The sequence below is a fragment of the Pseudomonas sp. 008 genome, assembly GCF_016861935.1.
Taxonomy (GTDB): domain Bacteria; phylum Pseudomonadota; class Gammaproteobacteria; order Pseudomonadales; family Pseudomonadaceae; genus Aquipseudomonas.
Map to the genome: position 1 here is coordinate 362,063 of NZ_BOMA01000006.1, position 13,340 is coordinate 375,402.

General features: G+C 60.4%; 11 protein-coding genes. 4 read left to right on the forward strand and 7 right to left on the reverse strand.

What is annotated here, in order from left to right; all coding sequences use genetic code 11:
• Window positions 1-20: 20 nt before the first annotated feature.
• From JUI81_RS15390 to JUI81_RS15415, 6 genes are all read right to left on the reverse strand, one after another.
• The gene (locus JUI81_RS15390; protein WP_204124610.1) at window positions 21-1,982 is read right to left on the reverse strand and encodes an acetyl/propionyl/methylcrotonyl-CoA carboxylase subunit alpha; all 1,962 of its coding nucleotides are present in this window, start codon (window positions 1,980-1,982) and stop codon (window positions 21-23) included.
• Between the two features lie 65 nt (window positions 1,983-2,047).
• A complete protein-coding gene (locus JUI81_RS15395) occupies window positions 2,048-2,845 on the reverse strand; it encodes an enoyl-CoA hydratase/isomerase family protein (protein WP_096480821.1) in 798 nt (265 codons plus the stop codon).
• On the reverse strand, window positions 2,842-3,999 hold the full coding sequence (gene atuD, locus JUI81_RS15400; RefSeq protein WP_007940059.1) for a citronellyl-CoA dehydrogenase: 1,158 nt from the start codon (window positions 3,997-3,999) through the stop codon (window positions 2,842-2,844). The genes JUI81_RS15395 and atuD overlap by 4 nt, the downstream gene beginning before the upstream one ends.
• A gap of 133 nt (window positions 4,000-4,132) precedes the next feature.
• Window positions 4,133-5,749 (reverse strand): geranyl-CoA carboxylase subunit beta, encoded by a 1,617-nt coding sequence (gene atuC / locus JUI81_RS15405; RefSeq protein ID WP_019582502.1) that lies wholly within the window; start codon window positions 5,747-5,749, stop codon window positions 4,133-4,135.
• Window positions 5,750-5,751: 2 nt separating this feature from the next.
• Window positions 5,752-6,651 (reverse strand): SDR family oxidoreductase, encoded by a 900-nt coding sequence (locus tag JUI81_RS15410; RefSeq protein WP_204124611.1) that lies wholly within the window; start codon window positions 6,649-6,651, stop codon window positions 5,752-5,754.
• Between the two features lie 12 nt (window positions 6,652-6,663).
• Complete coding sequence (locus tag JUI81_RS15415) at window positions 6,664-8,454, reverse strand: acyclic terpene utilization AtuA family protein (protein WP_019582500.1); 1,791 nt, start codon at window positions 8,452-8,454, stop codon at window positions 6,664-6,666.
• A gap of 190 nt (window positions 8,455-8,644) precedes the next feature.
• On the opposite strand from JUI81_RS15415, the gene JUI81_RS15420 reads away from it, so the two are divergent.
• The 4 genes from JUI81_RS15420 to JUI81_RS15435 all read left to right on the forward strand — a co-directional run bounded on the left by JUI81_RS15420 (window position 8,645) and on the right by JUI81_RS15435 (window position 12,331).
• Window positions 8,645-9,268: a TetR/AcrR family transcriptional regulator gene (locus JUI81_RS15420; RefSeq protein ID WP_019582499.1), complete on the forward strand. Its 624-nt coding sequence runs from the start codon at window positions 8,645-8,647 to the stop codon at window positions 9,266-9,268.
• Between the two features lie 94 nt (window positions 9,269-9,362).
• Window positions 9,363-10,157, forward strand: coding sequence for an ABC transporter substrate-binding protein (locus tag JUI81_RS15425; RefSeq protein WP_026331946.1), 795 nt, complete (start codon window positions 9,363-9,365; stop codon window positions 10,155-10,157).
• A gap of 171 nt (window positions 10,158-10,328) precedes the next feature.
• Entirely contained in the window at window positions 10,329-11,168 is an 840-nt protein-coding gene (locus JUI81_RS15430) for a hypothetical protein (RefSeq protein ID WP_028939030.1), read from the forward strand.
• Window positions 11,169-11,317: 149 nt separating this feature from the next.
• On the forward strand, window positions 11,318-12,331 hold the full coding sequence (locus tag JUI81_RS15435) for a GNAT family N-acetyltransferase (RefSeq protein WP_019582496.1): 1,014 nt from the start codon (window positions 11,318-11,320) through the stop codon (window positions 12,329-12,331).
• A 93-nt stretch (window positions 12,332-12,424) separates the two neighbouring features.
• Here the strand turns inward: JUI81_RS15435 and JUI81_RS15440 are convergent, their stop codons facing one another.
• Window positions 12,425-12,973 (reverse strand): RNA polymerase factor sigma-70, encoded by a 549-nt coding sequence (locus JUI81_RS15440; RefSeq protein WP_026286708.1) that lies wholly within the window; start codon window positions 12,971-12,973, stop codon window positions 12,425-12,427.
• Window positions 12,974-13,340 lie beyond the last annotated feature (367 nt).

Below are 13,340 nucleotides of genomic sequence, written 5' to 3' on the forward strand. Positions count from 1 at the left end.
CGGCGGATCCGCCTAGCGGCTTATTCGACCTCCAACAAAATCTGACGATTTTTTACCTGGTCGCCAACCCTGACCTGCAAGCGCTTGAGCACGCCGTCGATACCCGATTTGAGTGGATGCTCCATTTTCATCGCTTCAAGCACCACCAGCAGCTGCCCTTTGCTGACCGGGCTGCCCTCACTGACCAATACGTCGACGATCGCCCCGTCCATCGGTGCCTTGAGCGTGCCGGAGCTGACACTGGCCTGGCCGCTGACCAGCGCCCGGGTCCGATCGACCAGCCGCAGGCTGCCGGGGCGCGTGAACAACCAGAGTTGCCCGGCTTCGAGGCGGTAGGCATGGCGTTGGCGGATGCCGTCGATTTGCAGGGTGGCCCAGCGTCCGTCGCACTGGATGACCTTCAGTTCGAGGGTCCGGGCACCGATCTGAACACGGTAGGGTTCGCCAGGTTCAGCGTGCAGTTCGACCGGCCATTCCTGATCCTCCAGGCCGATCCGATAGTGCAGAGGCACGCTGGCATTGTTGCGCCAACCGGCCAGCGGGGCGGGGTGAGCCTGCGCAGATGCTTGATAATAAAGCACCGCGGCGATGGCCAACTCGTCGGCGCTCGGCGCATGAGGGTGCAGGCAGGGATGGTCGGCGAAGTTCGTGGGGATGAACCCGGTGCTGAATTCGCCACTGATGAACTGTGGGTGTTCCAGCAGATTGGCGAGTAAGCGCTGATTGCTCTGCACGCCCAGCAGCACACTGTCCTGTACCGCCCGCAGCAACTTGCGCCGGGCTTCTTCACGGGTGGCACCGTGGGCGATGAGCTTGCCCAGCAGCGGGTCATAGAAGGGGCTGACAGACTGGCCTTCGATCAGGCTATGGTCGATCCGTACGCTGCCCTGGATCGCTGGCTCCCAAGCCACGACTCGCCCGGTTTGCGGCAGAAATCCCTGGGCCGGATCTTCGGCATAGAGGCGCACTTCCATGGCATGCCCGTTGAGCCGCACCTGTTCCTGTCGTAGCGGCAGCGGTTGCCCTTCGGCAATGTGCAACTGCCAGGCCACCAGATCGAGGCCGGTGATCAGTTCAGTCACCGGGTGTTCCACTTGCAACCGGGTGTTCATCTCCAGAAAGTAAAACCGGCCGTGAGCATCCAGCAGGAATTCCACGGTACCCGCCCCTACGTAATTCACCGCGCGACCCACCTTGAGTGCCGCCTCGCCCATGGCCTGGCGCAACTCGGTGGTCATCGTCGGGCAGGGCGCTTCTTCGATGATTTTCTGGTGGCGACGCTGGATCGAACAGTCGCGTTCGCCGAGATAAATCAGGTTGCCGTGCTGGTCGCCGAACACCTGAACTTCAACGTGACGCGGATCGATCAAGGCTTGTTCGAGGATCAGTTCGTCGCTGCCAAACCCGTGCAGTGCTTCGGAGCGTGCGCTGCGGAGCTGTTCCAGCAATTCGGCGGCGCTATGCACCAGGCGCATGCCGCGACCGCCACCACCGGCACTGGCCTTGATCATCAGCGGGTAGCCGATGCGTTCGGCTTCGCGGCGCAGGGTAGCGTCGTCCTGTTCGCTGCCCTGATAGCCTTTGATGCAAGGCACGCCGGCTTTGATCATGGCGAGTTTCGACAGCCGTTTACTGCCCATCAGCTCGATGGCTTCGGGGCTGGGGCCGATGAAGATGATACCGGCCTGCTGGCAGGCGAGGGCGAAGCCTGAGTTTTCCGAGAGGAAGCCGTAACCGGGATGGATTGCATCGGCACCGGTGCGCCGTGCGGCATCGATGATGGCCGGGATGTTCAGATAAGACTGCTGCACCGGTGCCGGGCCGATGTTCACGGCTTCGTCGGCCATCTGCACATGCAGCGCATTGGCGTCGGCGTCGCTGAATACGGCGACGGTGCGGTAGCCCAGGTTTTGCGCGGTGCGTTGGACGCGGCAGGCGATTTCACCGCGGTTGGCGATCAGGATTTTCTTGAGGGCCGGCATGGGGTATTCCCTTGGTTTTTGCGGTGAATGTAAGGGCATCATCGCGGGCTTGCTCGCGAAGCTCTTTAAACGGCCCACCCCGGTTTACGCTTCTGCACAAAAGCCAGCGTCCCCTCGATCCCTTCAGCCCCGGTCACTGCTTCGCTGAACCACTCGGCTGCCTGATCCAGCAGGTCATCCGAGGGTTGTCCGGCACTCGCCAGCAACAGCTTTTTGGTTGCTGCATTCGCCCCCGGTGCGCAACACAACACATGGGCCAGCACCTCATCGAGGCGTTCGGCCAAGGCTTGTGGGTCATGTTCGACAAAATGCACCAGCCCCATGCGCCGCGCCTGGGTGCCATCGAAGCGTGCGGCGGTCAGGGCCAGTCGGCGGGCCTGGGTCAGGCCGATGCGTTGCACCACGTACGGTGCGATCTGCGCCGGCAACAGGCCGAGGCTGGTTTCCGGCAGGCCGAACTGCGCCTGATGATCGGCCATCGCGATGTCGCTGACGCAGGCCAGGCCGAAGCCGCCGCCAAGCACCGCACCTTGCAGCACCGTCATCACCACTTGCGGCGCGTGTTGCACCTCTTGCAGTAGCGCACCGAACGCACGGTTCAGATCGCGGTAGGCGGGCTGGCCTTGAGCGCGGGCGTTGGCCATGTCCTTGATGTCGGCACCGGCACAAAAATGCCCGCCGGCACCGCCGATCACCAGCGCACGAATCTGCCGATCATCGCGAACCGCCGCCAGCACCGCACGCAGTTCGGCGACCATCTGCAAGCTCATGGCATTACGGCTTTCGGGACGATTGAGGGTGATGTGCAGCACGCTGTCATGCAGGTCGAGCAGCAGGGTTTGACAGGTGGGGAGGGTGCTCATTTGTTTTTCCCCGGCAGGATGCCCATGAGTTTGCAGATGATCCCCAGCATGATTTCGTCGGCACCGCCGCCAATCGATACCAGCCGCACATCGCGGTAAGCCCGGGCCACTGGGTTGTCCCACATGAAGCCCATGCCGCCCCAGTATTGCAGGCAACTGTCGCTGACTTCCCGACCGAGTCGCCCGGCCTTGAGTTTGGCCATGGATGCCAGACGGGTGACATCCTGGCCTTTGATGTATTGCTCGGTGGCCTGATAGACCAGCGCCCGCAGGCATTCGATTTCGGTTTGCAGTTCGGCCAGGCGAAAGTGGATGACCTGGTTGTCGATCAGCGCGTTGCCGAAGGTTTTGCGCTCCTTGCAGTACTCGATGGTGCTGTCGACGCAGTATTCCAGGCCTTTGATCATGTTCGCCGCGCCGAACAGCCGTTCTTCCTGGAACTGCAGCATCTGCATCATGAACCCCGCGCCTTCGTGGCCGATGCGGTTGCGTTGCGGCACGCGCACGTTATCGAAAAACACCTGGGCAGTTTCCGAGCTGCGCATGCCGAGCTTGTCCAGGTGCGAGCTGAGGCTGATGCCGGGGCTGTTCATCGGCACCATGATCAGCGACTTGTTGATGTGCGGTTTGTCGTCCGAGGTGTTGGCCAGCAGGCAAATGAAGTCGGCGCTCGGTGAGTTGGTGATCCACATCTTGCTGCCATTGATCACGTAGTCGTCGCCGTCCTTGCGGGCGGTGGTTTTCAGCCCGGCGACGTCGGAACCGGCGCCGACCTCGGAAACACCGATGCAGCCGACCTGCTCGCCGGTGATCGCTGGCCTGAGGAACTCTTCGCGCAGTTCATCGGAGCCGAAACGCGCCAGGGCCGGAGTGCACATGTCGGTCTGCACGCCGATGGACATCGGAATGCCGCCGCAATGAATGGTGCCGAACTCTTCGGCCGCCACAATCGAATAGCTGTAATCGAGGCCCATGCCGCCGAATTTTTCCGGTTTGGAAATTCCCAGCAGACCGAGCTCACCGGCCTTGCGGAAGATCTCATGGATCGGAAAGCGCCCGGCCTTTTCCCATTCCTCGACATGAGGATTGATCTCGTGATCGACGAATTGGCGGACGGTGCGGCGCAGTGCTTCGTGTTCCTGGGTGAAGATCATTTTTATTGTTCTCCTGTCGAACCCGATCGTTCCCATGCGCAGCAAAGGAACGCCTCTATGGACGCTCCGCGTCCGCTTTTGGGACGCGGAGCGTCCCGGGCTGCATTCCCACGCAGAGCGTGGGAACGATCAATCAAAAACGTGCGACACCAAAGCTGTTGGGTTGCAGCGTCCGAACCTCGGCCTCATGGCAGATGTCCAGCAAGTATCCAAGCAACGTGCGGGTATCCCGTGGATCGATCAGCCCGTCATCCCACAGGTTGGCGCTGCCATACAGCGCGGTGGACTGGCTGTCGAGTTTCTGCGCGGTGACGTGTTCCAGCATGTCGAGCATTTTCGGGTCGGGCACCAATCCGTCCTTGAGTTGTTTGGCTTCGGTGACGATCCGCAGCACTTTGCCGGCCTGGGCACCGCCCATCACCGCGGTACGGCTGTTGGGCCAGGCGAAGATGAAGCGCGGGTCGAGACCGCGGCCGCACATCGCGTAATTGCCGGCACCGTAGGAACCGCCGACGACGATTGTCAGTTTAGGCACCCGGGCATTGGCCACCGCTTGAATCATTTTCGCGCCGTGCTTGATCACGCCTTGCTGTTCCGACTCGGTGCCGACCATGAAGCCGGTGGTGTTATGGAAAAACAGCAGCGGCGTCTGGCTCTGGTCGCAGAGTTGAATGAACTGCGCGGCCTTGCTCGCGCCTTTGGGGGTGATCGGGCCGTTGTTGCCGATGAAACCGCAGGCTCGACCCTGGATCTGCAAATGCCCGCACACCGTCTGCTGATCGAACTCGCTTTTGAATTCGAGGAAGTTCGAAGCGTCGGCAACCCGCGCGATGATTTCACGCACGTCGTAAGGTTTTTTCGGGTCATCCGGGATCAGCCCCAGCAGTTCGTCGATGGGGTAGCGCGGCTCTTCCCACCGACGTTCCGGTAACCACGGCAACTGATCGTTCCACGGCAACAGACTGACAATCTCGCGCACCTGGCGCACGCCATCGGCATCGTTCTCGGCCAGGTATTCGGCGGTGCCGGCGGTTTGCGCATGCATCTCGGCACCGCCCAGTTCTTCGTCGGTGGCGACTTCACCGGTGGCGGCCTTGAGCAGTGGGGGGCCGGCGAGAAACAGCTTGGCCTTGCCGCGCACCACCACCACGTAATCCGACAACCCCGGCTGATAAGCGCCGCCTGCCGTGGCCGAGCCGTGGACCACGGTGATCTGCGGCAAGCCCATCGCCGACATCCGCGCCTGATTGGCAAAGCTGCGCGCGCCTTCGACGAAAATCTCCGCCGCATAATTGAGGTTGGCGCCACCGCTCTCGGCGAGGGTGATCACCGGCAGTTTGTTTTCCATGGCGATCTGTTGCAGGCGCAGGGACTTTTTCAGGCCGCTGGGGGAAATGGTCCCGCCCTTGATTGCGCTGTTGTTCGCCACCACCAGCACCCGCACGCCGGACACGTAACCGATCCCGGCGATCAAACCGCCGCCGGCCGCGCTGCCGTCCTTGTCGTCATGCAGCTTGTAGCCGGCCAGGCTCGCCAGTTCGAGGAACGGCGCGCCGGGATCAAGCAGCAGGTTCAGCCGCTCCCGGGGCAGCAGTTGCCCGCGCTTGTCGAACCTCGGTTTGGCTTCAGCGGCTTTATTCAACAGGTTCTGTTCGAGCTGGCGGACCTGCTCGATGCCGGCCAGCATGGCCGCACGGTTGCGGGCGAATGGTTCGCTGAACGGGTCTATCTGGGACTGGATGACCGGCATGGTTATTCCTTGTCCTTCGGTTCGTCTGGTTTGGAGGCGTCCGGCCTGAGTACTTCAGGTAAATAGGCGCGGTGAAAGCCGTTGTACGAGTGACTGTTCTGCGCCTTGTGCATTGGCCAGGCCCGCCCGCCGAGGCTGGCGGCACCGTCGATGCGCAACGTGCTGCCGCTGACAAACGCCGCTGCCGGGCTGAGCAGGAACACAATCGCCGCGCTGATTTCCGATTCGGTGCCGATGCGCTTGAGCGGCACGTGTTCGCACAGCGTCGGAATCACCGCCCGGAACGCGCCTTCGTAGGTGTCCATGCCGCTGGACGCGACCCAGCCCGGCGCGACGGCATTGACCCGCACGCCGGCGTAACCCCATTCGAATGCGGCGGTCTTGGTGAAGTTGTCCATGCCCGAGCGCGCCGCGCCCGAATGGCCCATGCCGGGCATGCCGCCCCACATGTCGGCGAGCATATTGACGATGGCGCCGCCGTGCTTGCTCATGGACTGATTGAACACCTCGCGAGCCATCAGAAAACCGCCCACCAGGTTGGTGCGCAGGATGGTTTCGAAACCTTTCTGATTGATCGACGCCAGTGGCGACGGGTACTGCCCGCCGGCATTGTTGACCAGCCCATGAATCGGCCCGCGTTCGCGGATCAGTTCGCTGACCAGTTGCGTGACGGCGTCTTCGTTGCGGATATCGCAGACCTGCCAACTGGCTTTACCGCCGTCTTCGGTGATTTCGGCGCTGACCTTTTTCAATTTCTCGGCATTGCGCCCTACCAGCAGCACCTGTGCGCCGAGGGCTGCGAGCTCATGGGCGGTGCAACGACCGATGCCGCTGCCGCCACCGGTGACGATGATGGTTTGGCCGGCGAACAGGTCGGGTTTGAAAATCGAGTCATAGGCCATGGCGACAGTCCTCTAATTGAACTGATCGGCGATGCGCTGGGGCACCGGAATCTGGATTTCCAACAGTTGTTGGGCGAACGCCTTGCCTTGCGGATCGATCCGCAGGCTGGCCACGCCACCGCCGCCGAGTGCGTTTTCCAGAAGAAAATTAAAGCTCTGAGTGCCGGGTAAATACCAGCGTTCGACGCGTCCGTGGATCGGGTCGAGGACATGGCTCATCCAGTCGACCATCACCTCGGGTGTCAATGCTTCGGCGATCCACGGCAGGTAGTCGGGGTGGCGGGCCATGACGCCGATGTTGCTGTGGTTACCCTTGTCGCCGGAGCGCGCCACGGCAAGTTTGATCAAGGCCACGCTGGCGTCGGCGCGCTCTGTGGTTTTGGGTGGGTCGAACGGCAGCGGCAAGTCAGCCGGATCGAGCGCATCGAGGGCGGGCAGGGCACACGGATGGCGCTCACCGGCAAGGTCGATTTCCAAGGCGCAGGCGGTTTTGTCGATCAGGAACGAAAACAGCCGGATCAACGGATACACCGTCGGCCGCCCGCCGACGATTCCCGTCAGCCCAGGCGCCATACCGGTGGCAGCCTGAGCTATTTCCCGGGAGAACAGAATCAAGGCCTGTTTGCTCGGATGGCGCACGGCGAGTTTGATCACCACTTCGCGGCTGTCCTGGCGCTGGCCGTGGGGGCCGTAAGTGGCCTCGCTGCCCAGCAGTTCGATGTTCACCTCGCTGTAGGGCGCCCAGCCGCGCTGGCTAAACATTTGCGAGGTCTTGTTGATGATCGCCTGGCTGACCCGTCGGGCCTTGGCCACGGCATCGATCCCGGCGATCAGGCAACTGGCGGTGCAGCGGAAACCGTCCGGGTACGTTGCGCTGACCTTGTACTGAGCGGTCGGCGGCAAGCCTTTCGCGCCATGCACCTGAACCGCGTTTTTGCCTTGTTGCACGAGTTTGACCTGGCTGAAATCGCACACTACATCGGGCAGCAAATAGGCCTGTGGGTCGCCGATCTCATAGAGCATCTGCTCGCCAACTGTCAGCGGTGTGACCAGACCGCCGGAGCCGTCGGGTTTGCTGACGATGAACTGGCTGTCGGCACCGACTTCGACGATCGGAAAACCGATGTGTTCGTAATCGGGCACGTCATGCCAATCGGTGAAATTGCCGCCGGTGCACTGGGCGCCGCATTCGATCAGATGCCCGGCCAATGCGGCCTGGGCGAGTTTGTCGTAGTCGTGCCACGACCAGCCGAACTCATGCACCAGCGCGGCGCTGACCACGGCGCTGTCGACCACGCGCCCGGTGATCACAATGTCGGCGCCCAGGCGCAGGGCTTCGACGATGCCCGGTGCGCCGAGGTAGGCGTTGGTCGATACGCACATCGGCGGCAGGGGCGCGCCACTGAACATCTCATGGATGCCCAGACTGCTCAGGCGTTTGAACTGCGGTTGCAGGTCGTCACCCGACAGCACGGCGATTTTCAGCGCCACCCCGGCCTTGTCGCAGGCCGCTTGCAGTGCAGCAGCGCAGGCCTGTGGATTAACCCCGCCGGCGTTGCTGATCACCCGGATCTGTTGTTTCGCGAGCTGCTCGAGGAGGGGGCTGAGGACTTCGATGAAGTCGCTGGCGTAGCCGGTGGCGGGATCTTTCATCCGCGCCCCGGCCATGATCGACATTGTTATTTCGGCCAGATAATCGAACACCAGATAGTCCAGTCGCCCGCCCTCCACCAACTGTGCGGCGGCGGTCGAGGTGTCGCCCCAGAATGCACTGGCACAACCGATGCGAATTGTTTTAGGCACAGTCAACTCCATAGCCACCTGCGACAGAAGTGCTTCGAGACTACCAAGCAAGCGCTTGGTTTGTAAACGCCTTGATTATCTTCTTCCCGAGCGCTTGCTTGGTCGCCCCCGCCAGCTTAAATTGCCCGCGCAACCCTGCTGTTTTAACGGGCAGCGGCGCATTTGATTGATCGACTGTAGGAGAGAACGGGTGGACGAGCAAAAAGCCCTGAGGGTGATGCGCGAGTTGGTCGACAGCGGCCAATTGACCGACCCCGACAGCGCCCGCGGCAAACTGCTGCAAGTGGCCGCTCACCTGTTTCGCAACAAAGGTTATGAACGCACCACCGTGCGTGACCTGGCCAGTGCGGTGGGCATTCAGTCAGGCAGCATTTTTCATCACTTCAAAAGCAAGGACGAGATCCTGCGGGCAGTGATGGAGGAGACCATTCGCTACAACACCGCGTTGATGCGTGCAGCGCTGGCCGAGGCCGGCAATGTGCGCGAGCGGGTGCTGGCGCTGATTCGCTGTGAATTGCAGTCGATCATGGGCGGCAGTGGCGAGGCCATGGCGGTGCTGGTATATGAGTGGCGTTCGCTGTCTGAGGAAGGCCAGGCGCAGGTTCTGGCGCTGCGCGATATTTATGAAGCCATCTGGCTGCAGGTGCTGGGAGAAGCCAAGGACGCCGGTTTTATCCGTGGCGATGTGTTCATCACCCGCCGTTTCCTGACGGGCGCGCTCTCCTGGACCACCACCTGGTTTCGCGCCGGTGGCAGTATGAACCTCGATCAATTGGCCGATGAAGCGCTGATTCTGGTGCTTGAAGAACGGTAAGAGCCGTCTATCTCGGCAAGAAACTGGCTAAGTTGACGAAACCGCCTAGTTTGTATGCATTGGTGAGTATTTTTTTGGGGAGTGTGCTGTTTTGATGTCTTCATCAATTCGAATGGCGTCGCGGCTTTTGCTGGCGGCGCTTGCGGTGTGCTGGGTGTTGCCATCTCAGGCCGCACAACAGGTGCGGGTCGGGGCCGCCCATTTTCCACCCTATACCGTGCGCCCGGAGTCCGGTGCCGACACCGGTCTGCTGCCGCAACTGGTGGAAGCGCTGAATCAGCTGCAAACCGATTATCAGTTTGTGCTGGTGCCCACCTCGATTCCCAGGCGTTTCAATGACTTCAAGGAAGGCCGGGTCGATATGGCCATTTTCGAGAACCCGGAGTGGGGCTGGAAGGACATTCCGCATACCGACGTCGACATGGGCCTGGAAGACGCAGAAATCTTTGTCGCGCAGAAGCAACCCGGTCGCGATGAGAACTACTTCAAGGATCTGGCGAGCAAGCGCCTGGCGCTGTACAGCGGCTATCACTACGAGTTTGCCAATTTCAACGCCGATCCCAAGTACCTGGCCGACACCTACAACGCCACGCTGACCTATTCCCACGACAGCAACCTGCTGATGGTGCTGCGCGGGCGAGCGGACATAGCCCTGGTGACACGCTCTTATCTGAGCGATTACCTGCTGCGCAACGAAAAAGTCGGTGAGCAGTTGCTGGTGTCGCAACGCATCGATCAGGTCTATCACCATTACGCGCTGATTCGTCCAGAGGCGCCGATTACGGGGGAAGCATTCGGCAAGTTGCTGCAAGGCCTGAGAAACAACGGCCAGATGCTGAAGATTTTCGATCCCTACAAAATTGCCCTGGTGCCGGTGGGCAAGCACTGACAGATAGAGTTTCCAGGGGCAGGGGGGGCGGACGACCATTCATCTGGTATTTATGTTCTGCTGTTCGAATGGTCGAATTGACAGTAGACGCTTCGCCTAACGTGGTCTTAGCTCCTTTCCTGTGTCCGACCCCATGGAGGGGTTGGCGCTCATTCAGAAAGGATTTCTGTCATGACAACCCCCTCGTTGGTTTCTCTCTCCTGTGTGCCCGCTCCTGTGGTGCCACAAGCCGTCAACGATGTACTCATTCTGAAAAAACCTGATGATTCGGCCGGTGTCACGGTCGAGGTGGCGCGTTGGCCATTCATGGTGGTTAATCAAAAGACAACGCTGCATGTCTGCGGTCAACAAGCCGACGGCTCGCCAGTGATGCTGCGAGTGGCGGACGCCGAGCCCGTCACGCAACAAGAGTTCCAGGAGGGCTGGCGTCGCAATATTGCCTGGGCGTCTTTGCAGAATCTGAAAGACGGGAGCCATCTCGCGTTTGTTTTTCAGGCGGCGCTGGATGGAGGCAGTTGTGCTGGCCCGGTGCTGTTCCCGACATTGTGTCTTGAGGTTCAGGCGCCTTTTGACGATACAACGACCTTCTCGGCAACAGACGGTACCAATAACTGGAATGGTTGGATGAGGGGCGACGCTGCGACTGATCCACGGGATCTCACCATCACCAAAGATGGAGATATCTACGTATTATTCGACAACACCTACACCAACAACTCTGCCGGGACAGTGTTGAAAAAGACCTTTCAGGGGCTGGAGATGGGTCGATCCTATGAGTTCGGGCTGACCGTGCGCAGGTGGAACAACAGCTATTCGGTTCCGGTGCTGTCACTCAACAGCGGAGCGCAAGTCATTGCCCCCGCGACGGAAATTTCATCAATGGCCTGGGCGCCGCTCAAAGGTACGTTTACCGCGAGTGCATCACAGATGGAGTTGCAGATCGTTAACCATGTCGCCACCGGAAACGGCAACGACTATGCCTTCCGCGAAATCTGGGTCAGGTCGATCTAGCACCTGCGTAACGTCAATGGCCTGGAACTGATCCAGGCTGTGCATGCCACCGCGAACGCTGATTAAGGTTCGCGGTGCTTTTCGTTAAATTTCCCTGCCTGGCTCACGTCACCTCAGTTAACTGTCGACGATTACCGTGAGCCCGATCCATGTCCAATCTGAATGACCTGACCGCCCTGGCCTTGCCGTCAGGCAACCGTCTTGTAGCCGATGAAACCACAAGTCGCCTGAGCCTCAGCCTGGAAGGGCAGCCGCTGATCGAACTGCGGCTGACCCGCGAGCCCGAGTTGCATTTGCGGCTGGAGGAGCGCTTTGGCCGTCCTGACGGTCAAGCATTCTGGGCGGCCTGTTATTGGCTGTTTGCCCGTGATGCGCAGTGTCAGCGTCTGACCTGGCACCTCGATCAAGTGCCCACCGAAGCCTTGCTCAGCGGATTGCTGATCGCGACCGACGTCAACGGTCAATATCGCTGTGAACGCACACTGTTCTGGCAATTGCCTCAGCCTTGGCTGGGTGAGTCGTTGACCGGTAGCTATCCACAGCAGATGGTCATCAGTGACGGCAAGCGCCACCCCCAGCGTGCGGTGAAACCCCGTGGTGAGGTTTATCGACGCTTTGATGCGCGGCTCGGTGCATGGGTTTCCCTGCGTACACTAGAAATCGAGCAGGATCTGGTGCGTTTCAACCGCTGGCAGAACAGCCCGCGGGTCGCGAGTTTCTGGCAGGAGGAGGGCAGCCTCGAGAAGCATCGGGAATACCTGAGCAAGCTCGAAGCCGACCCGCACACCTTGACCCTGATCGGTTGCTTCGATGATCAGCCGTTTGCCTACTTTGAAGCCTACTGGGCCAAGGAAGATCGCATTGCGCCGTTCTATGATGTCGCCGATTACGACCGTGGCATTCATATGCTGGTGGGTGAGGAAAATCACCGTGGCCCGCACAAAGTGGCGAGTTGGTTATCGGCGCTGGTGCACTACCTGTTTCTCGATGATCCGCGCACTCAAAGGGTGGTCGCCGAACCTCGCGCCGACAACGCGAAGATGATCGGGCATCTGCATAATCAGTGTTTTCACTGCGAGAAAGAGTTCGACTTCCCGCACAAGCGCGCGGCGCTGATGATGCTGGGGCGTGAGCGGTTTTTTGATCGGTGTTCGTTGGCTTGAGTCAGTCTTCGCGGGCAAGTCGGATCGCCGCACCGCTCGCTCCTACAGTGACAGGCAATATTCCCTGTGGAGCGAGGCTTGCCCGCGAAGCTTTTAGCGACGTGCGAAGGTATCGGCACGATTGCCCGACACTTTGCGGCAATGCACCAGCGCATCACGAATCATGAAGTTCACCAGGGTCGGCGAGACGCCCAGTTCCTTGGCGATGTCTTTTTGCGGCACGCCGTGCAGGCGGTACATCTCGAAGGCGTAACGGGTGCGGCTGGGCAGCTCCGTCAGTGCATCGGCAATGTTTTCCAGGGTCGAGAAATTCATATGCGAGGTTTCCGGCGAAGCGCCCTGGATCACCACGTTCAGGCCTTCTTCTTCCGGGCCCGAATACTTCTGCTCCAGCGCCTGCTTGCGGTAGTGATCGATCGCCAGGTTGCGCACGATCTGGAACAGGTAACTGAGCTGTGCCTTGATGGACGAGGTGATCTGCGGTGCCGATTGCAACCGGAAGAACGCATCCTGCACCACGTCTTCGGCGCGGGATCGGCAGCCGGTAATACGGGCGGCAATCTTGACCAGAATCATTCGGTTGTCGACGAAGGCCTGAAGTAGCGGTGAATCGCACCTGCTTGTGGATACTTGTTCCGTCATTGGAAATCACCTTGCTGCAAATAGGGTTGTGGGACGACAAGGGGGTCGGAGCCGTCCTACATATCGAGCGACAAATTATGTTGAATGATAATGATTGTCAATTGAGAAAGAGAATTAATGCTCCATGAAGGTGCGCAGTGAGAACGGCGACACGCTGACTCACCCACCGGCCACAAGCCTGCCGGCGCTCAAGCCCGGCGACTAATTATTCCAAGACCTCATCCGTTCTCATTGGTGAATGGCTGCGGGCGCAAACCCCGGCCAAAACAGCATTCCCAAGCCTTGCGCGGTCGGCGAAGACCGCGTCCTGCATGCCCATGAACGGGCGTGACGTACGAAAACCGATTCCACTTGCAAGCCGAATTCA